17 protein-coding genes are annotated in these 19,461 nt (G+C 58.7%); 4 read left to right on the top strand and 13 right to left on the bottom strand.

Features of this window, described 5'->3' with window-relative positions:
• Positions 1–110 precede the first annotated feature (110 nt).
• From RG540_RS14505 to RG540_RS14545, 9 genes are all read right to left on the bottom strand, one after another.
• Positions 111–1,673, bottom strand: coding sequence for an ABC transporter substrate-binding protein (locus tag RG540_RS14505; protein ID WP_038589171.1), 1,563 nt, complete (start codon positions 1,671–1,673; stop codon positions 111–113).
• 250 nt (positions 1,674–1,923) lie between these two features.
• Positions 1,924–2,781, bottom strand: a complete 858-nt coding sequence (locus tag RG540_RS14510) for a sulfurtransferase (RefSeq protein WP_038589174.1) — start codon at positions 2,779–2,781, stop codon at positions 1,924–1,926.
• 248 nt (positions 2,782–3,029) lie between these two features.
• Positions 3,030–3,731, bottom strand: a complete 702-nt coding sequence (locus tag RG540_RS14515) for a GntR family transcriptional regulator (RefSeq protein ID WP_244446567.1) — start codon at positions 3,729–3,731, stop codon at positions 3,030–3,032.
• A 225-nt stretch (positions 3,732–3,956) separates the two neighbouring features.
• Positions 3,957–5,075 (bottom strand): Gfo/Idh/MocA family protein, encoded by a 1,119-nt coding sequence (locus tag RG540_RS14520; RefSeq protein WP_038589177.1) that lies wholly within the window; start codon positions 5,073–5,075, stop codon positions 3,957–3,959.
• Between the two features lie 13 nt (positions 5,076–5,088).
• Positions 5,089–6,087, bottom strand: a complete 999-nt coding sequence (gene iolG, locus RG540_RS14525; RefSeq protein ID WP_038589180.1) for an inositol 2-dehydrogenase — start codon at positions 6,085–6,087, stop codon at positions 5,089–5,091.
• 62 nt (positions 6,088–6,149) lie between these two features.
• Entirely contained in the window at positions 6,150–6,953 is an 804-nt protein-coding gene (locus RG540_RS14530; protein ID WP_038589183.1) for a TIM barrel protein, read from the bottom strand.
• 19 nt (positions 6,954–6,972) lie between these two features.
• Entirely contained in the window at positions 6,973–7,773 is an 801-nt protein-coding gene (locus RG540_RS14535) for an ATP-binding cassette domain-containing protein (protein WP_038589186.1), read from the bottom strand.
• Between the two features lie 2 nt (positions 7,774–7,775).
• Positions 7,776–8,897, bottom strand: a complete 1,122-nt coding sequence (locus RG540_RS14540) for an ABC transporter permease (RefSeq protein ID WP_038589189.1) — start codon at positions 8,895–8,897, stop codon at positions 7,776–7,778.
• A 113-nt stretch (positions 8,898–9,010) separates the two neighbouring features.
• Complete coding sequence (locus RG540_RS14545) at positions 9,011–9,958, bottom strand: sugar ABC transporter substrate-binding protein (protein WP_038589192.1); 948 nt, start codon at positions 9,956–9,958, stop codon at positions 9,011–9,013.
• A 214-nt stretch (positions 9,959–10,172) separates the two neighbouring features.
• Between RG540_RS14545 and RG540_RS14550 the strand changes: the two genes are divergently transcribed.
• Positions 10,173–11,165, top strand: coding sequence for a LacI family DNA-binding transcriptional regulator (locus RG540_RS14550; RefSeq protein ID WP_038589195.1), 993 nt, complete (start codon positions 10,173–10,175; stop codon positions 11,163–11,165).
• Positions 11,166–11,278: 113 nt separating this feature from the next.
• Here RG540_RS14550 and RG540_RS14555 read toward each other — a convergent pair whose 3' ends face one another.
• The 4 genes from RG540_RS14555 to RG540_RS14570 all read right to left on the bottom strand — a co-directional run bounded on the left by RG540_RS14555 (position 11,279) and on the right by RG540_RS14570 (position 15,854).
• Positions 11,279–12,478: a mandelate racemase/muconate lactonizing enzyme family protein gene (locus RG540_RS14555; protein ID WP_038589197.1), complete on the bottom strand. Its 1,200-nt coding sequence runs from the start codon at positions 12,476–12,478 to the stop codon at positions 11,279–11,281.
• A gap of 17 nt (positions 12,479–12,495) precedes the next feature.
• A complete protein-coding gene (locus tag RG540_RS14560) occupies positions 12,496–13,857 on the bottom strand; it encodes a mandelate racemase/muconate lactonizing enzyme family protein (protein ID WP_038589199.1) in 1,362 nt (453 codons plus the stop codon).
• Between the two features lie 65 nt (positions 13,858–13,922).
• Positions 13,923–15,089 (bottom strand): mandelate racemase/muconate lactonizing enzyme family protein, encoded by a 1,167-nt coding sequence (locus RG540_RS14565; RefSeq protein WP_038589202.1) that lies wholly within the window; start codon positions 15,087–15,089, stop codon positions 13,923–13,925.
• 54 nt (positions 15,090–15,143) lie between these two features.
• Positions 15,144–15,854: a GntR family transcriptional regulator gene (locus tag RG540_RS14570; RefSeq protein ID WP_038593873.1), complete on the bottom strand. Its 711-nt coding sequence runs from the start codon at positions 15,852–15,854 to the stop codon at positions 15,144–15,146.
• Between the two features lie 207 nt (positions 15,855–16,061).
• On the opposite strand from RG540_RS14570, the gene RG540_RS14575 reads away from it, so the two are divergent.
• From RG540_RS14575 to RG540_RS14585, 3 genes are all read left to right on the top strand, one after another.
• Positions 16,062–17,540: an ABC transporter substrate-binding protein gene (locus tag RG540_RS14575; protein ID WP_038589205.1), complete on the top strand. Its 1,479-nt coding sequence runs from the start codon at positions 16,062–16,064 to the stop codon at positions 17,538–17,540.
• A 73-nt stretch (positions 17,541–17,613) separates the two neighbouring features.
• The gene (locus RG540_RS14580) at positions 17,614–18,573 is read left to right on the top strand and encodes a carbohydrate ABC transporter permease (protein ID WP_038589207.1); all 960 of its coding nucleotides are present in this window, start codon (positions 17,614–17,616) and stop codon (positions 18,571–18,573) included.
• The gene (locus RG540_RS14585; protein ID WP_038589210.1) at positions 18,570–19,460 is read left to right on the top strand and encodes a carbohydrate ABC transporter permease; all 891 of its coding nucleotides are present in this window, start codon (positions 18,570–18,572) and stop codon (positions 19,458–19,460) included. The genes RG540_RS14580 and RG540_RS14585 overlap by 4 nt, the downstream gene beginning before the upstream one ends.
• Position 19,461 lies beyond the last annotated feature (1 nt).

A 19,461-nucleotide genomic window follows, 5' to 3' on the forward strand; every position in this document is an offset into this window, starting at 1 on the left:
TGCAAAGCCGCCCGCACCGGCGGATAGACGCCTTCCCGTCGCGCCAGAACAGGGAAAGCAAGGAGACGGGCAGTCCGAAGACTGCCCGCCTTAGTCTTGGGAGAAGACTATCACTTCTTGGAGACGGACCAATATTCGTTAAGCGGCGGCGCGCTATTGACCACAAGGCCCTCGACGTTGGCTCGCTCGAAAACGATCAGCTTGGGGCTGAACAGATAGGCGCCCGGAACCTTCTTGGCGATCTCTTCCTGCACCTGGAAGTAAAGCTGCTTGCGGGCTTCCAGGTCGGAGGTCTGCTGAGCCTTCAGGATAAGATCGTCGAGCACCTTATCTTCCGGCATGCGGAAGGTCATGGCCGTGTTGGCGAGCGACGACAGATAACCGATGGTGATGTGGGCGTCTGGGTCGTTGTACCACGGCTGGCGTCCGTCGAGCGCAACGTCGAACTGCCCGGAAGTCTGCAGCGCACGCAGCGCCGGGAACTCGGTCTGCTGGATTGTGGCGTTAATGCCGATATCGGCTAGGTTCGCCTGCACGAAGGTGGCAACGGCACCCCAGAGCGGCCCCTGGAAGCTGTAGAGCTTCAAATCAAGGCTCGACGGATCGACCTTGGCCTCCGCCAGCAGCTTCTTGGCGAGCGCCGGATCGTATTTCGGAGCCAGTTCCTTCATCTTGGGGTTAAAGGCCCAGCTATTGGTGGTCAGCGGACCATAGACGCGTTCGGCCGTGCCGCCGAAAACGCCGTTCAGGAGTCCGTCGTAGTCGATCGCATGCGTAATCGCCTGGCGAACCTTGACGTTCGCGAACGGGCCGTCCTTCTTGCTGTTGTTGAATTCGAGCTGACGAATGATCTGGCTCGACGTCTCCAGGATCTTGATGTTCTTGTTCTTCTTCAGCGCCTCGATGTCCTCGGCCGCGATTGCAGACAGCTGGCCCTGCTGCTGAACGATATCGACACCGCCGCTCTCAAGCTCCAGACGGCGGGTGGAGGCGTCCGGAATGACGCGATAGATGATCTTCGAAAGCTTCGGGACACCCCGGAAATAGTCCGGATTGGCTTCCAGAACGACATTCGTATCGGCCTGCGCACCTTTGAAGACGAACGGACCGGTACCGACCGGATTGGCGGCGAACTTGTCGCCGAATTTCTGCACGGCCGCGGGGCTGACGATGGCCGATTGCGGCTGCGCGAGAATGGACAGGAAGGCCGGGTAAGCGGCGGAAAGCGTGATCTTCACCTCGGTCGGGGATACGACGGCGATATCCTTGATCAGGTCGAACGTCGCCTTGACGTAGGAATTGGTGGCCTTGGTGCGCTCCAGCGAGAACTTCACCGCCGCCGCATCGAAAGGTGTGCCGTCCTGGAACTTGACGCCATCCCGCAGCTTGAAGGTAAATTCCTTGCCGTCGGCCGAAATGGTCCAGTTCGTCGCCAGACGGCCTTCGAGCTGCTTGAATTCCGGCGACGTCCAGGCGACCAGCGTATCGAAGACGTTGAGGATGATTTCGCTGCCGACAGGCTCCGCCTTGTTGCCGCCGGGCTCAAGGCCGACCGGATCGGAAGGAACCGCGACGACAAGCGTCTTCGATTGATCTTGAGCCCGCGCGTATGTGCCTGCCGATATCAGCGGCACGGCGACCACTGCTGCCGCAAAACCCTTCCAGATATTCATGCTACGACCCTTCTCTGGCCATGGGCTCTTTGGAACCCGTTCCCGTACATCGCATCAATCAGAGCCTGCGCCCAACTGATATACTACGAGATATATCAATCGAATTTAAGCCTGTAAAGTCGAAGTGGCGCTGCTTTAGACAAAGAATATTTACGCATATTTTTTGTGCTAAATGAGCAGTCCCTGTCTACAGCCGCCCGCAATAGGAGAATTTCACGCCAAAAACGCTCGCCGTTTGAGCATCCTTCAATCAGAAAGGATCGGCACCCGTAATCACGGGACGCGTCGTATCTGAAACCCATGCGGACCACGATCCGGGATACATAGCCGCCGGTAATCCGATGGCGGCAAGCGCAAGCACGGTGTGTGCGGCCGACATGCCGGCACCGCAATAAACGCCGACGTCGCAAGAGCCATCGACGCCGAGCGCACGGTACATCTCCCTCAGCGTAGCGCTGTCGGTGAAGTTGCCATAGTCGGTAACGTTATCTGGGGCAGGCGCGCTGATCGCATGCGGAATATGCCCCCGCGCAGGCTGGCCCTCCGCAACGGGACCACCGATGTAATTAGGCCGAATGCGCGCATCGAGAAGTATTCCCTCTATCCCGAAGCGAAGAGCATCGCTGGCGTCAAACTCAGGCATATGCCCCGGCGACAATACAATCGTGCTTGGCTGGACAGCGGTAACGGCGTCCGTCGTCGGAAGGCCGGCCGATACCCAGGCAGGAAACCCACCGTCCAATACGCGGACATCCGGCAGACCCGCCCATTTCAGCACCCACCAGGCGCGGGCAGCCGTCATGCTGCGGTCCCCGTCATAGATGATGATCGTGCTTTCCGGCCGCAGCCCCCATCGGCGCGCCTTTTCCTGCAGGATATTGATCTCGGGAAGCGGGCGCTGCCCACCCTCCGCGGAGGGTGGCGATTGAAAATCAGAATAGGCTTCCGTATCGACCGCGCCTTCGATCCGCTGCCCCTTGAAGGACGGCTGGCCGGTATAAGGGTTGATCGAATGGACTGCCAGAACCGTCACATCCGCGCCGGATTTGCGCAACCCGTCCAGGTTGAGCGGCGTGAGAAGAACTGATTTGCGAATGTCATCGGCCATGACACCATCTCCCGGAAACGGTCACTCCTTGAAATTATCCTCCTTCATTCGAACCTTCTTGGCAAGATGAAATATCTTACGTAATATCTTACGATCACTTGACAGATATGGCCGTAGTGGAACGCGCCAGCCATCGCGTCGCGGTCATGTATCTGGGAGAGATCTTCGAAGTAGGCTCGCGCGTGCAGATCTTCAGCAGCCCGCAGTCGTGAAGCAGAACTGACACCTCAAACGCCAGAAACAGCCCGCTAAAGCGAGATGCCTGGCTGCGGATTGGCGACCATCGCCGCGAACAGACCCTTGCGGGTATTCTCGTTGTGCTCGATCATCGCAAGCCGGGCCTTCTCGCCGTCACGCTGCCTGAGAACCGCCACGATACAATGGTGGTCGTTAAGCGTCTCCGGATTAATGTCGCGGATTCGTGTTCCCATGTAGAAAAGCCGGGCGCATTCCTCCAGGTGACTCATCACCAGCGAATGCAGACGCGGATTGCGAGACCCCTGAGCAATCGCGGAATGAAACGTCTCGTTCGACGTCACGAACGTTTTGGTGCTGACATCTTCACCGACGACGTAACTGGCATCCGCCAGCCGATCGAGCGCATCGAGTTCGTCTTCAGTCAGGCTTTGCGCGGCCAGAGCCGCAGCGGTCCCTTCGAGAACGCCCCGAACGGCAAAAAGGTCGTCCATATCCTTCAGAGTCACCGGAGTAACACGATAGCCGCGACGGGGAAAAGCCTCCATCAACCCTTCGACGCAAAGCCGCGCGAGCGCTTCTCGCACCGGCGTCTTGCTCATCTGCAGCTGATCAGCCAGCTCCGGCTCGGAAACGTCCACACCAGGCGGAAGTTCACCCGTTATTACGCGCTCGCGCAATATCGCGTAGGCCTGCTCCGTCAGCGATTTCCCACGCTTTTCAGACGAAACCGCCGACCTGCCAGTCCTGTTCACATCTTTCTCCATACCCCCGCGGGGCCCAACGCCTCTGCTTGGCCATGGATTTATCTCCAGTGCCGAAAAGACGGGCGATGATTTCTAACATGGAATTCGATTGCGCCAATCCCGATCAGCATGTTTCGATACATGCCACGCCAGTAGTATACTACGTGGCATATCTATTTTGCGCAACACGCCCCTCTGTCGCCGAAATCGCTGCACGCTTTCGGGCGATCTGCATTAGCCGAGTGTGCTGGTCCATTTGCCGCTGGCATGTGATTGGGCCATGGCGTGGACCACTCTCTCGATCTGGATGCCGTCCGAAAAATCCACGAGCCTCGCGGGTTTGCCGCTCAGCGCCTTCAGGATCTCGTTGGCCTCGATAACCTTGAGTTCGTTAAAGCCAAGGCCATGGCCGGGTGCGGGTACGAAATGATTGTACGGTGTGTGGATGGGTGCGATCAGGACGGTCCGGAAACCCTGTATTTCTAACTCGTCCGAGCGTTGGTACAGTTGGAATTCGTTGGCCCGCTCCTGATCGAAAAGAATGGACCCCTCTGTCCCGAGGATCTGAAGTGCAATCCGTCCCTTGCGCCCCCAGGCAGACCGATTGACGATCAACGTTCCTGTTAGCCCGTCCCGAAAACGCATCAGCGCAGAGGCGATATCAAAGGTCTCCACCTTCTTATCAACACCATGAGCATCCTTCAGCGTCTCGTAGGGACGCGCCGCATCGGCCATAACCTCCACAGGAAGACCGCACAGGCGCTGCAGCAGAGACAAGGGATGCACGGCAAAATCGTCGAGTGCTCCATGGCCGGACTCGGCCCGATGCTTGAGCGAATGCAGCATGTCCGGCGCTGCCATGAAGTCTTCGTCCATCTCGACGCGGATATTGGTGACACGCCCGATCCGCCCGTTCTTCACCAGCGTTTCGATCTGCCTGAATGCAGGGCTCTGAATGTAGTTGTAACCAAGGACGCAAAGACGATCGGTGCGCTCTGCAGCCATCAGCATGGCCTCGGCGTCTTGCAGCCCAGTGGACATGGGCTTTTCGCACCAGACATGCTTGCCCGCATCGAGCGCCGCAATCACCATATCTTTGTGGAACTGGTTCGGCGAGGTGATTGAAACGATCTGAACGTCGGGATCATCGATCACGGCACGCCAGTCACCCGAGGATTTCTCAAAACCGAATTCGGTTGCGCGCTGTTTCGCAAGGGTCTCATTGACCTCGCCGAGATGAACGAGGCGCGGTCGGATGTCCGTGCCGAAAGTGGCCGCGACCGAGTTCCATGCCAACGCATGGCACTTCCCCATATACCCGGTACCAATCAGTCCAATGCCAAGTGTGTTCACATCAAATCCTCGCCTAGAGTATTTCGGCGAGGCTGACGGATTGCCCCGACGCGAGTGACCGTGTCGCCGCTTCCGCCAACGCAAGCGCATTGACGCCGTCATCCAGCGAAACCGGCAGTGCCGATCCGGACGTGATGGCATCGACAAACGCATTCCACTCAATGGAATAGGCGCGCATATAGCGCTCGAGGAAGAAGAATTCCGGCTTGGCGCCCGTCACTCCGTCCCGGGTGGACTTGGTGATGGTGTTCTCCAGGATGTTGCCGGCGGACAGCAGCCCGTCGGAGCCCAGCAGCTCGATGCGTTGATCGTATCCGTAGACCGCGCGACGGCTGTTCTTGATGACGGCGATGCGGCCATCGGCGAACTTGAGCGTGACGGCGGCGGTGTCGACATCGCCCGCCGCACCGATCTCGGGATCGACGATCGAGCTTCCGATGGCCGTCACCGTCTCGGGCGCTCCACCGAAGATCCAGCAGGCCATATCGAAGTCGTGGATCATCATATCCCGGAACAGGCCGCCGGAAACCTTGATGTAGGACACCGGAGGCGGCGCCGGATCGAAGGAGGTGATCGACAGAAGCTCCGTCTTGCCGATATCGCCCCGGTCCGCGGCAGCCTTGAGCGCCGCGAAGTTCGGATCGAAGCGGCGGTTGAAGCCGATCATCACGGGCTTGCCCGTGGCAGCTGCTGCGATCTGGCAGGCGCGGGCCCGTTCGAGGCTGAGATCGACGGGCTTCTCGCACAGCACCGCCTTGCCGGCCCTCGTCGCCGCCTCTATCAAGTCCGAATGGGTGTCCGTCGATGTGGCGATGAGCACAGCGTCGATGGCGGGATCGTTGATGATGTCGAGGCTGGAAGCAGCCTCGGCTCCATACCGAGACGCGAGCTTTGTGGCGGCGTCCGTGTTGACATCCGAAACCGCGACCAGCGCACTTCCGGGATTGGACGTGATCGCTTTGGCGTGGACGTTTCCAATCCGCCCCGCGCCGAGAAGACCAACTTTCAGCATTTTCGTTCCTTCTGACATGTGATCGCACGGGCCTGACAAACGGCCGCGCAGCGAGGAGAGTGTTAAAGGGTAAAGGCTTGGCGGAAGCGGCTCAGCGCCAGCTCGTCGTCCTCGGCCGGCCAGGCCTCAAGCCCGATGACGCCGGTGTAGCCCATGGCGTTCAACGCGCGGGCGATGGCCGGGAAATTGATCTCTCCGGTGCCGGGCTCCATGCGGCCGGGCACATCCGCCACCTGGATTTCGCCGATGAACGGCAGCGCCTGGCGGCAGAGCTCGATGAGATTCCCTTCGCCGATCTGGGCGTGGTAAAGATCGAGATTGAGCTTCAGCGACGGGCGATTGATCGCAGAGACCAGGGCGATCGTGTCGGCGGCCTTGGCGAACGGCGTTTTCGGGTGATCGACTGCTTCGTTGAGGTTCTCAAGAACGAACGTCACGCCTTCTTCCTCACCGAGATCCGCAATGCGATTAAGGGTGTCGCGTGCCTTCAGCCACATCGCGCCGGTGACGCCCTCCGACTTGAGCACCGGCAGCCCCTGCCCGTCGAGACCCGTCCCGTGCAAATTGAGCCGGGGGCAACCGAGTTCCTTGGCAACAGTGATAGACAGGCGCGCCGTCCTGATAAGTTCATCGGCGCCCTCATCGTCCGCAAGCGTGCCGGTGATGTACCCCGTCATCGACGAGAACGTCGCGCCGGACCGGGCAAGAGCAGGAATATCATGCTTGGTCCAGTCCCAGATCTCGGCGACGAAGCCAAGCTCGGTGATCCGCTTCAGCCGCTCCGTGAACGGCAAAGAGCGAAAAATCATTTCCGCGCAGACAGCCAGCGTGAAGCCCCCTGGATGTGCGTGCTCTTCTGTCATCATTGCAATCCTGTTTCGTGAATTAGATGGTGCCGCCGAGCTCGTTGGAGAGCGCCTGCAACTCTTTGCCGCCGGCCATCATGTTTTGAAGCTCATCGATGGAAATCTCGCTCTTGGCATAGGTGCCCAGCGTCTTGCCGCGATTGAGGATGGTGAAGCGGTTGCCGACCGCGAAAGCGTGGCGCACATTGTGCGTGATGAAGATGACCCCAAGGCCCTTCTGCTGCACATGGTTGATGTATTTGAGAACCATGGACGTTTGTGCCACGCCCAGCGCAGATGTCGGCTCGTCGAGAATGAGAACCTTCGCCCCGAAATAGACCGCACGCGCGATCGCCACGCATTGCCGTTCGCCGCCGGATAGGGTTCCGACCGCCTGGTTCGGGTCACGCACGTCGATGCCGATCTTGTGCATCTCCTCCCGCGTCACCGCATCACAATGTTTGAAGTCGATGTAGCGGAAGGGCGGGATACCCTTGCGTGGCTCACGCCCCATGAAGAAGTTACGCGTTACGGACATGAGCGGAATCATGGCCAGATCCTGGTAGACGGTGGCGATGCCAGCATCGAGCGCATCGCGCGGGCTGGAGAACGTGACTGGCTTTCCATCGACGAGCAGCTCGCCACCGGAAGGCTTGACCACGCCGGACAGCGTCTTGATCAGCGTCGACTTGCCGGCGCCATTGTCACCGAGCAGGCAGAGAACTTCGCTTTTCAGCACCTTCATCGAGATTCCCGACAGCGCAATGACGGAGCCATAGTGCTTCACGATGTCCTTGGCTTCGATGATCGGGGCCGGCGAATTGGATTGGATGTCGACCATGCTCAGCGCTCCCCTGTAACCTTGCGGCGAATGAAGTTGTTGAAGAGGACGGCAAGCAGCAGCATGGTGCCGAGAAAGACCTGAAACCAGTCGGAGTCGAACTTCGTATAGGTGAGGCCGATGGAAACGAGGCCGAAGATGATTGCTCCGAAAAAGGCACCTATGGCCGAGCCGTAACCGCCTGTCAGAAGGCTTCCTCCGATGACGGCTGCGATGATGGCTTCGAACTCCTTCTGGAAACCGCGTCGTGCGTCCGTCGATCCGGCATCCAATACCGTGATGATGGCGACGAGAGCAGCCGCGCATGCGGTCAAGGCAAAAAGCCCGGTCTTGACGCGATCGACCGGTACACCGGAGTTTCGAGCGGCATTGGCATCACCTCCGACGGCAAAGATCCAGTTTCCGACCCGGGTGCGCAGCAGGACCCACGTCGCAACGCCGGCAAGACCGACGAACCAGACCACGGAGACAGGCACGCCCGCGACCTTCGGCATGCCGTTGTCGAATTTCTCGATCAGGTTGTTTTCGGCAAGCCACGCGAAGAAATCCTGGAAGGCGAGGCCTGAAAACAGGCCAGCAATAGAGGTGTCTCCAACAGCTTCGCTGATACCGCGAAGCTGCGTCGATCCGCCGGTCGCCCATTTGAGGCCGACAAGTGTCAGTCCGCGCAGGATGAACAGGAAAGCCAAGGTGACAATGAACGAGGGAAGCCGGGTGCGGATGACGATCTGACCGTTCACGGCGCCAAGCAGGGCTGCGAAGAGCAAGGTAAATAGGATCGCGATCCAAAGTGGCTGGCCAAAATTGACCAGCAGGCCACCGAAAATCAGGCCGGCGAAGGCTACCATCGAGCCGATGGAGAGATCGAACTCTCCGCCGATCATCAGCATGGATGCTGCAATGGCAAGAATCCCCAGCTGGGATGCCGGCGCCAGGATGGTCATCATTCCCGACAACGAAAACATCGACGCATCGGCGGTAAAGAAGAAAAAGATCACCACCATGACGAGGCCCGCGACTGCGCCAAGTTCGGGGCGCCGCATCAGGCTTGTCAGGACACTGACCTTCTTGAGGCGTTCGTCAGATTTTATCGATGTGGCTGGAATTTTGCTAGTTTCAGTCATGGTTCCTCCCGTGGGCGTCGCACGCCATAGCCATGCAGACAACGCGTAGGGTTGGTCGGCAGCCCCTCCTGCTGAAGGAACGGCCGACACTTGCTAACGCGACAGGGGGTGGATTAGCGGATGCCCTTCGCCGACAGATCGACGACCTGAGCCGCTTTATCCTTGGTGATCAGGTTCGGACCCGATGGAACGTTGCCGCCGGGGATGAGGCCATATTTCGCGTTATTGGCCAGGAAGACGGTCGACAAATAGCCCTGCAGGAACTGTTGCTGGTCGATCGCGAAGGCAGCTTCGCCGGCGGCAACCGCTTTCAGGAAATTGGCCGAAAGATCGAAGGTCGCCACATTGACCTTGCCGGTCTTGCCAGCGTCCTTGACGGCTGCGAGCGCAGGTTCACCGGCGGTGCTTGCACCGAGAGCCATGATGGTATCGATAGCATTGTCGGCGCTCAGTGACGCTTTGACCTTGGCGCGAACTTCGGCCGGATCATTGGACACCGGCAACACGGTAACAGTACCGCCGAAGCCATCCGAGAAGCCCTTGCAACGCAGGTCGAGCGAGACATTGCCGACTTCCTGATTGACGCAGATGCCAGTCTTGCCACCCATCTGTTTCAGTTTTTCACCGGCAGCCTTACCTGCGCCGTACTCGTCTTGACCGACATGCAGCAAAGCGCCGAGTTTCTTGGAAACATCGGACCCGGAATTGATGGAAATCACCGGAATACCGGAAGCGACCGCCTTTTCGATCGAGCGTCCGAGAGCCGAAGCATCCGGGATCGACACGATCAGCCCGTCCGGCTTCTGGTTCACCGCGGCGTCGATCAGCTGGCTCATAGCCACCATATCGAATGTTTCGGGCGCACGATAATCGACCTGAACGCCGGCATCCTTGGCGCCGGCTGTCACGCCATTCTTGACCACCGACCAAAATGGATCGTTTGCCTGGCCATGCGTGACGGCGATGATCTTGATATCTTTTGCGTATGCGAGACTGTCAGTACCCGCAACGGCTGCAACGATCGAAACGCCGAGCGCGAGTTTCTTGATAAGCGATTTCATGCTCTTTCCTCCCATTGACGCGGCTAGGCCTGCGTCACTCCTCTATCCGACGTGGACCTCCCCCCGCCGTTTCCATTGCTAGGCGGCAATAAATTTTGCTACCGGTAGCAACCGTAAAATTCATATCATTTGGCCTCAATATGTCAACTCAATAATTCCAATTTTCGACACAACGGAATATCCATTCCACACGATAAGTCAGGATAAGGTCAGTATGGCGAAGCGAGTAACAGCGGAAGATGTGGCGCGATCCGCAGGTGTCTCGAAGTGGACCGTCATTCGCGCGTTTACGCCGGGGGCTTCGATCGCCGAGAAAAGTCGATTAAGGGTTCTGGAGGCCGCGGAGAACCTGAACTACCGGCCGAACTTGCTGGCACGCAGCTTGGCGACCAACCTGACGCACCAGGTCGCGATCCTGATCGATGACTTTAAGAACCCACACAAACTGCCAGTTCTCGAGATTTTGACTTGGCAACTTCAGTCAGAAGGCTTGTTGACGGTCCTTATCAACATCAACGAACATTTCGACCACGTGCAGGCGCTATTGGATGCCGGTCAGCGTCAAGTCGATGCCATCATCTTGTTCGGCACGGCGTTCCGACCGGAGATGCTGGAGGACGACCGGATACAGGGCGGGGCTCCGCTTTACGTTTTGGCCCGCGATAGCCAGATACCGAATGTCCCCGCGATCACATGCGATACGCCGCTGGCGATGCGAGAACTATGCGAATATTTTAGTTCTAAAGGATATCGACGTCCTGCTTTTCTGTCCGGCGCCAAAACCCTTTCCACCGCGTTGGGCCGGCGCCGCGCATTCAACGCTTTCTGGGAGGCCCATAGCTCTAAGCCTGTGCTTGGTGTTTCGGCGGCGTCCTACAGTTCAGGACACGGATTTGAGGCCGCAAGGATCTTGTTCCAGGAGACCCCACGCGAGCAATGGCCGGATCTTCTCATGTGTGAAAACGATGCTCTGGCCTTCGGCGCGATCGATTACGTCCGCAGCACCCTAAAACTCCGTATTCCGGATGATATTGCGATTGCCGGTTTCGACAATACTCCCCTCGCCGCCTCCCCTGCCTATGACCTGACGACATACGAGCAGCCCGCTATCGAAATGGTAGCGGCAATCCTATCCATGATACTGGGGAGAGAGCCACGAGAAAACAGAGCTTTTAAGGGGAAACTTGTCTCAAGATCAACTGCTTAGCATTCGACAAATGCGAATCCGCGACAGGATCGGAGTGGCAGCCTCGAATGCCGGCGATCCCTGCTCGGTCAGTTCACCGACGACCTGTGCCATGCCGGCAAGTGGAGGGAGGGTCAGTCGAAAAAGCCCGCATCCTCTTCCCTGAGATATTTCTTGGCCCCTTCCGGGTCGATATCGAGACCCAGACCCGGCGCTTCCAGTAAGTCCACCATGCTGTCCTTCACGATCTGCGGCGGCAAGCCGATTACCAGATCCTCCCACCAGGGGTCGGAGGCGGTCGGATATTCGAACGCGATGTAATTTGCCGGCAATGTGGCGCAGACATTGATCAACGCGCCGAGCCCCAGCAGGCCGTTGGCGGTGCCGTGCGGTGCCATTAGGATCGAGTGCATGTAGGCGTGCTCGGCGACCCATTTAAGCTCGGCAATGCCGCCGATATCGGCTGGATCGGGGCCGATGACGCGTACCGCCTGCGTCTCGATCAGTTCCTTGAAATTGTGCCGCAGGTAGATCTGCTCACCAGTGTGAATTGGCGTCGAGGTTGAGGTTGTCAGCTCCCGATAGGCCTGCGGATTGACCCACGGCACGTAGTCGCCCGTCAGCATGTCCTCGAGCCACATCAAATTGTACTTCTCGACCGCGCGAGCGAACTTGATCGCATCGGGCAGCATCCAGCCCGGGCCGCAGTCGAGCGCCAGGCTGACTTTGTCGCCCAGCACTTCCTTCATCGCGATCACGCAGTCGAGCATGTGATTGAAACCGCGCTCGCTAATCACGCCCTGATCCATGGCACCGTGATAGCCAGCCTTCTTCTGTGTCACGCCATAGTGGAAGTCCTCGATGGTGTCCTTCATGTTGGAGTGGAACGAGATTCCTTGCTTGACCATGAAGAAGTTCTGCGGCTGCTCCATCATCCATTTGACGTCAGCGGCGTAATCCTCCGGCCGGTCGCCCGTGCGTGTCCGACGGACCGAGCCATTGTAGACGCGCACCTTGTCCCGCACCTTGCCGCCGAGCAGTTTATAGACGGGCACGCCCGCGGCCTTGCCGGCAATATCCCAAAGCGCATGCTCAATAGCGCTCACCGCCGCGCCGTACGGCTTGAAAGAGCCGCGTTGGCGGATCTTCAGCATGACTCTCTCGACGTCGGTCGGGTCCTCGCCGATCAGCGCCTCGCGGAAATGCAGCACCCAGGGCTTGAGATAGGATTTTGTAAATTCGACCTCACCCAAGCCATAGAGGCCCTCGTCCGTAACGATACGGACGATCGGATGTCTGCCGATAACGGCGCAGCGGAGATCGGTGATCTTCATCTTCGTTCCTTTTCGCCTCAGCTCCAGGTGCGATCCCAGGAATACTCATCGTCCCAGTGATCCGTAGGTTGCCAAATGCCGGCGACACCCGGCTGTAGATGCTGCGAGATCACCTCGTCGACAACGTCGTCAATCCCCAGGCCCGGCTTGTCCGAAACGGTGATGAAGCCGTCCTTCACCAGCGGCTTGGGAAGGCCCGTGACGATATCGTCCCACCACTCGACATCGGCGGAATGGTATTCGAGCGCCATGAAATTTTCGGTCGCGGTCGCAACATGTGCGGCGGCCATTGCGGCGATTGGACTTTCTGCCATGTGGATGGCCATGGCGACACCACGGTCCTGCGCCATGTCGCCGATCTTCTTGGTCTCGAGGATGCCCCCACTGGTGAGCAGGTCCGGGTGGATAACGGAGACACCGCCGCTGTTAAGCAGAGGCTCGAAGCCTTCCTTGAGATATATGTCCTCGCCAGTGCAGATTGGCACCGTGGTGGCGTCCTGCAGTTGTCGATATTGCTCGGTATACTGCCATGGGATCACATCCTCGAGCCAGGCGGGCACGTATTTTTCAATTCGCCTGGCAAGGCGAATGCCGTTCTGCATGGAGATATGGCCGATATGGTCGATCGCAAGCGGCACATCCATGCCGATGACCTCACGAACCTCGGCAATGTATTGCTCAAGGAAGTCGAGGCCCTTGTCGGAAAAGTGGAGGCCGGTGAACGGGTGCGGGACGTTATGCAAATCGTACGCAGCGTTGCGGAGCCGCCGCTCTTCCATGGTCTTTAGCGGGCCGCGGCCGGGGTGGTGGCGGTACCCTTCAAGTGAGCCGGCAGGAGACACGACCGCACCGGGCACATCCGCGATCTGCATCAATCCCAAATCCATCTTGAGGAAGGTGAATCCGAGCTCCATGCGCTGCTTGAGGCGTTTACCGGTCTCGGTACCGCTCGGCACGGTAGCGTCGGTATCGCAATAGACACGCACTTTCTCCCGAAACCGGCCGCCGAGCATCTGGTAGACAGGGACGCCATAGGCCTTGCCGGCAAGATCCCACAACGCGATTTCAACCGCCGATACGCCACCGCCTTGACGGCCGTGCCCGCCGAACTGCTTGATCCGGCGAAACAGTCGATCGATGTCGCAAGGGTTCTCGCCAAGCAACCGGCTCTTCAGCATCAGCGCATAGGTGGCGCTGGCGCCGTCGCGCACCTCGCCAAGCCCGACGATGCCCTGATTGGTGTAAATCTTCAGCAGCACCGAGGTGAACGGCGCGCCGACAATTTCGGCTACCCGCATGTCGGTGATGCGAAGGTCGGACGGCTTGGAACGCGTGTTCACCCGATTGAGCGCCTCGTCGGCTCCATCTGCTTCTGGCATGATTTATCCTCGTTCTGGTCGGGGCTCGTCGTCGCGCACGCTGAGGCGGCGTAGAGCGTTGCTAGCTAGTGCAGCTCTATCTCGTGATTTTGAAGGTAGTCGCGGTTCATTTCAACGCCGAGACCAGGCTTGGGCGTAAGCTTGAGGCTGCCGTTCGAAACATCGAGTGGTCTGTCGATGAGGTGATCGTATTTGCCGAGGTTCCACTCTGACGTTTCAAGTTTGTAGAAATTAGGAACGGTCATCATCACCTGCGCTCCCGCAACCACGTTGATCGGCCCTGCGGCGTCATGCGGCGAGACCGGGATGTAGTAGGCTTCGCACAGGGCGGAAATCTTCTTGAGTTCGGTAATGCCGCCGGTCCAGGTGACGTCCGGCATGATGTAGTCGGCGAGCCTGTTTTCGAGCACCGGCACGAAATCCCACTTCGTGTGGCCGCGCTCGCCCCACGAGATAGCGGCGCTGACCTTCTCACGGACCTGTTTGAGAGCGCTGAGGCTCTCCGGTGGACAGGGCTCCTCGAACCAGTCGATCTGACCAGCTTCCTCGAGGCTCCGACAAAGGCGAATGGCGGTAGGAACGTCGAACCGGCCATGCGCATCGATGAGGATGTCGACATCAGAGCCGGCCGTTTCGCGGATCAAGGCGGTGAGCTCGGCGGCCTCGCGCTCATCCTTGCGGGTCATGCTGCCATCGAGGTAGCCGTCCCGCTGTTCGCGAGACTGTCCATCGGCGGTGCGGCCTTGGTGGGGGAAAGGATCGAACTTGAGCGCAGTGTGGCCGGAGTCGACGATGTCTCGAATTTCCCGGACCACAGCCTCCTTGCTGGTAAACTTGGCCTGGTTGGGATGGGTGTAGAGCGCGATTTCATCGCGTACCGGTCCGCCCAACAGCTCGTAAATCGGCTTACCAAGAACTTTGCCTCGGATGTCCCAAAGGGCTATGTCGATGGCGCTTACGCATTCGACTGCGGCACCGCGACTACCCATGTAGGTAAAGCTGCGGAATATCTTGTGCCACAGATACTCGATACGCGCCGGGTCCTCGCCTGTCAAAGCGACACCGATCTGCCGCAGGATCGTGCAGAGGGCGCGATTGGCGAGCCTTGTCGTGGTGGTGATCTCTCCCCAGCCGCTCACCCCCTCGTCGGTCGTCACTTCGACGAACAGATACTCTCCCCAATAGGAAGCATCGGATCTGATTAGCCACGGCCGAACGCTGGTGATTTTCATCTCAACTGCCTTTATCTGAAGTGGTCGTCATGACGATGTTCAAGGCTATGAATTCTATCCTGCCCAAGCGGCGTTACGCGCACGCATGTGCTCGAGGATGTGCCGCCCGGAGCCCTCGACATGGCGCGCAATGAGTTCGGCTGCCTCGTTCGCATTTCCCGCTTTTACATGCGCGATGAGCTCACGATGCTCGCTAAGGATCGCGGCACGCCGGGCGAGCGTGAAGTTGAAACGCCTGCTCACGGCTCGCAGCACTTCGCGATGTTTCCACCAAAGCTCGGCGGCATGGTGGTTGTAGTGCTTTTGGTACATTACGGTGTGAAAGGCGGTGTCCAGCTCGCTGTGCCTGAACGTGTCGGCGAAGTCGTTCTCTTCAATCAGGCCCTGGATGCGTTCGAGTTCAGCAATGTCCTCGACGGTGGCCATATTCACGAACCATCGCGTCAGTGCCGGCTCGATCAGGACACCTATCTCGTAGATGTCCCGAACAAAGTCCTGATCTATCGGCCGGACGCGCGCTCCACGGTTGGGAACGAAGGTTACAAAGCCCTCCCCGCGCAGCAGTTGCAGAGCCTCGCGCACGGGATTGGTCGAGGTGCCGTGGCGCCGGGCAAGATCGGTGACCACAAGCCGCTCGTTGGCAACGAGCCGCCCTTCGATAATGTCGTCCCTGATCAGTTGATAAAGCGAGGCGCCTTCGCTGGAGGCCCCGATGGCGTCGATCCCTTCAGGTGGCTGCGCTTTAAAATCACTCGTAACGGCCAAAGCTATCCCCAATTAATACACAGATTGCTCGGATATCACGCAAGCCTTCCATAAACAATGTACGATTTCTTTAGTTGACAGGTAATCTGTGATCTGAAAACGTATGATATGGTCGAAGGGATACATTAGGTGGAAAGTCCTACGGCCGGGGAGCAAAGACCGCTCGCTTCACACAGAGCGGCATGGGAGAAATCTGGGAGGATACCTATGACGAGTACTTCACTCGGCGGTGCTGTCGTGCGCGGCACTGTGTCCACTGCTTTACTGGTATCGTTGATGTCTGCGTCTGCGCTGGGTGCGTCGGTCGACTTGAGCAAGTGGTCGCCGCAATATGTGCGCTCCATTGCCGGCACACAGGATTTCGACACGGCGGCCGATTGCGCCAAAGTCACCCCGCTCGACTACAAGGGGCGACTGACATTCTGGTATCAGGGTGTGTTCGAGGGCGACCCCGACCTCCTGCGCCGGTATTACAAGGACTTCTTCGCGACCTTCCGCAAAACCTATCCGAACATCCAGCTTGAGGAACAAGCCCTCACCTACAACGACCTGCTGGACAAGTTCCGGACAGCGCTTCTTGGCAATGCAGCGCCCATGGCGGTTCGCCTGCAAATCCTGGGCGGCACCGAATTCGCCTCGAAGGGCTATCTGCGGCCGCTCAAGCCCGAGGATATCGGGTATGCGACCGATGATTTCTGGCCCGGTGCAATGAAGGCCGTGACCTGGGAGGGCGTGACCTACGGTATCCCGACCAATAATGAGACGATGGCGTTCATCTGGAACGCCGACATCTTCAAGCGCGCAGGCCTCGATCCGGACAAGGCTCCGGCAACATGGGACGATGTTGTCAAATATTCCAAGCAGATCCACGACAAGCTCGGCATTGCCGGTTACGGCCTGGTGGCACGCAAGAATGCCGGCAATACACCGTACCGTTTCATGCCGCAGCTGTGGGCTTATGGCGGCGGCGTTTTTGACGAGGCCACCGCGAACCCGACTTATAAGCAGGTCGAGCTGAACAGCGCACAGAGCAAAGCGGCGCTGCAAGCCTCCTATGATATGTATGTTCGCGACAAGTCGGTTCCGGTTTCGGCGCTCACCAATCAGCAGGCGGACAATCAGCCACTCTTCCTCGCTGGCCAACTCGCCATGATGGTCTCGCACCCGTCCGACTATAACGTCATGCTCGACTTGCAGAAGAAGACGACGGGTACCGACAAGGACAAGGCGCAGACCGTCATCGACAACATGCGCTACGGTCTGATCCCGACTGGCCCGAACGGCAAGCGTGCCGTCGTGTTTGGCGGCTCGAACATTCACATCCTCAAGCCCGAATATGTCGAGGGCGGCAAGGTAGACGAGCCGGCTGCAAAGGCTATCGGCTGCATGTGGGCGAGCCCCGAATGGTCGCTGAAGATGGCTTATGCCGGCTCAAACCCGGGAAATCTCAACGGCTTCAAGACCAAATGGATGAAGGAACGCTTGGACAGTATCAAGTTCCTTGATGTCACGACTTCCATGCTGCCTTACGGCATCCCGTTCCCGGCGCTGCCGCAGTCGCCGGAAATCATGAACATCATCGTCCCGGACATGCTGCAGAATGCGCTGACCGGCACCATGACCGTTGACCAAGCAGCGGAAGACGCAGCCAAGAAGGTGAAAAACCTGACCGCCGGCGGACTTTAGTCCATGCCTGACGATCTGACCGGCCGCGCTGAGGCTGCGGCCGGTTTGTTCCGAAAAATGGGGGCATGGCACCGTGACGATCTTGACTGGCAAGGCCGAGACTCGCCGTAGACTTCGACCCGAAGGGTCCGGTCTGCTGCGAAAGGTTTGGGAGCATCGCGCCGACTACGCCTATGTGCTCCCTGCAATCGCCGTGATGCTCATCGTCATAGCCTATCCGATCTACTACACGATCGAGCTTTCGTTCTTTAACACACCGCCTGGCCTACAGCTCCGGGACAAGATTTTCGTCGGCCTTAACAACTACACCGCCATCCTCACAAGTCCGGTGTTCTGGACGGTCACCCGGAACACGCTTATCTGGACAGCAGGATCCACTTTCATCTCATTTGTCCTCGGGTTTGCCAGCGCACTGGCGCTCCATCGTGACTTTGTCGGCCGCGGCATCCTGCGAGCCATCCTGATCATTCCCTGGGTCATCAGCGCGGTCGCCGCGTCCTATATCTGGAAATGGATCTACCATTCGGACTTTGGGATTATCGGCGCGGTGCTGGTCGGCCTAGGATTGGCCGACCGACCGCCGAATTTCATCGACAGCGTCAACACGGTGCTGCCCTCCCTGATCGTCGTCAATATCTGGCGGGAGTTTCCATTTGCCATGATCATGATGATGGCTGGCCTGCAAACAGTCCCCGATCAGTTGCTGCGCGCGGCAAGAGTTGACGGAGCCAGTGCGTGGCAGCGGTTCTGGCACGTCACCTTCCCGCACTTGAGAAACGTCTCGACAGTGACGATCCTTCTGCTGGCAGTGGCCAACTTCAATTCTTTCATCATCCCCTGGATCATGACCGGCGGCGGGCCGTCGAACGCATCGCATATCTGGATCACCCACATTTATGAGCTCGCCTTCGGCCGCCAGCGCTGGGGAGTGGCATCGGCCTATTCAGTGCTGCTGTTCCTGATCCTGATGTCGCTCGGCTACTTCTACGTCCGTGCGTTAAGCGGCAACGAGCGGAAGGATGGGAGCGCATGAGCACGATTGCCGAGACTGCTCCTCGAAGCCAGGCCCGTCGCCGTGTGCGCATCGACGGATGGCGGTGGGGCGGACGCATCTTCCTCGCGTTCATGCTGCTTTACACCGCGTTGCCGATGATCTGGATGCTGATCACCTCGATCAAGTCCGGCTTCGCAGCTATGCAATTCCCGCCGCAATGGTGGCCTGACCAACCGACCCTTGCCAGCTACGAAAAGCTCCTCGACCCGCAAAACAGCGTAGGCCAGGACTTCCTTCGTTTCTTCTGGAACAGCCTTTTCGTCTCCACGACCACGACTATCCTCTCGGTGATCGTGGCAGTTCCTGCGGCCTATGCGTTTTCGCGCTTCACCTTCCCGGGCCGGAACTTTCTGTTCTTCGCCGTCCTGCTTCGCAACATGTTCCCGGCGGTGATCTTTCTCGTGCCGCTCTTCATCCTGATGCGCGCAATCGGGCTGGTGAACACGCATGGGTCGCTCATTCTTACCTACCTCACATTCGGCCTGCCGCTGGCAATCTGGCTCCTCAAGGGCTTCTACGACAATATCCCTGTGCAGCTCGAGCAGGCCGCACGCATCGACGGGGCAACGCGGTTCCAGGCCTTTGTCCTGATCGTGATGCCGCTCTCGACGCCGGGCATCATCGCCACGGCGATCTACTCCTTCATCGGTTCGTGGAACGAGTACATCTACGCCTACACATTCCTCTCCAAAAACGAGCAGTTGACACTGCCGGTCGGCATCCAGCGCTTCTTCTCAGAAAATACCACGGACTTTCCGGGCCTGATGGCGGCGAGCTTCATGATGAGCGTGCCCGTCGTGGTCCTGTTCCTCCTCCTCCAACGATACTTCGTACGCGCCCTCACGGAAGGCGCAGTCAAGCACTAGG

This window comes from Neorhizobium galegae bv. orientalis str. HAMBI 540, from assembly GCF_000731315.1.
In the GTDB taxonomy this organism is placed as follows: Bacteria; Pseudomonadota; Alphaproteobacteria; order Rhizobiales; family Rhizobiaceae; genus Neorhizobium; species Neorhizobium galegae.

What these genes read in the sequence shown, in the direction of transcription:
- RG540_RS14540 (WP_038589189.1), bottom strand. Translation starts at nt 8,897, where the DNA reads ATGACTGAAACTAGCAAAATTCCAGCCACATCGATAAAATCTGACGAA.
- RG540_RS14560 (WP_038589199.1), bottom strand. Translation starts at nt 13,857, where the DNA reads ATGCCAGAAGCAGATGGAGCCGACGAGGCGCTCAATCGGGTGAACACG.
- RG540_RS14535 (WP_038589186.1), bottom strand. Translation starts at nt 7,773, where the DNA reads ATGGTCGACATCCAATCCAATTCGCCGGCCCCGATCATCGAAGCCAAG.
- RG540_RS14575 (WP_038589205.1), top strand. Translation starts at nt 16,062, where the DNA reads ATGACGAGTACTTCACTCGGCGGTGCTGTCGTGCGCGGCACTGTGTCC.
- RG540_RS14510 (WP_038589174.1), bottom strand. Translation starts at nt 2,781, where the DNA reads ATGGCCGATGACATTCGCAAATCAGTTCTTCTCACGCCGCTCAACCTG.
- RG540_RS14545 (WP_038589192.1), bottom strand. Translation starts at nt 9,958, where the DNA reads ATGAAATCGCTTATCAAGAAACTCGCGCTCGGCGTTTCGATCGTTGCA.
- iolG (WP_038589180.1), bottom strand. Translation starts at nt 6,087, where the DNA reads ATGCTGAAAGTTGGTCTTCTCGGCGCGGGGCGGATTGGAAACGTCCAC.
- RG540_RS14555 (WP_038589197.1), bottom strand. Translation starts at nt 12,478, where the DNA reads ATGAAGATCACCGATCTCCGCTGCGCCGTTATCGGCAGACATCCGATC.
- RG540_RS14565 (WP_038589202.1), bottom strand. Translation starts at nt 15,089, where the DNA reads ATGAAAATCACCAGCGTTCGGCCGTGGCTAATCAGATCCGATGCTTCC.
- RG540_RS14550 (WP_038589195.1), top strand. Translation starts at nt 10,173, where the DNA reads ATGGCGAAGCGAGTAACAGCGGAAGATGTGGCGCGATCCGCAGGTGTC.
- RG540_RS14530 (WP_038589183.1), bottom strand. Translation starts at nt 6,953, where the DNA reads ATGATGACAGAAGAGCACGCACATCCAGGGGGCTTCACGCTGGCTGTC.
- RG540_RS14585 (WP_038589210.1), top strand. Translation starts at nt 18,570, where the DNA reads ATGAGCACGATTGCCGAGACTGCTCCTCGAAGCCAGGCCCGTCGCCGT.
- RG540_RS14505 (WP_038589171.1), bottom strand. Translation starts at nt 1,673, where the DNA reads ATGAATATCTGGAAGGGTTTTGCGGCAGCAGTGGTCGCCGTGCCGCTG.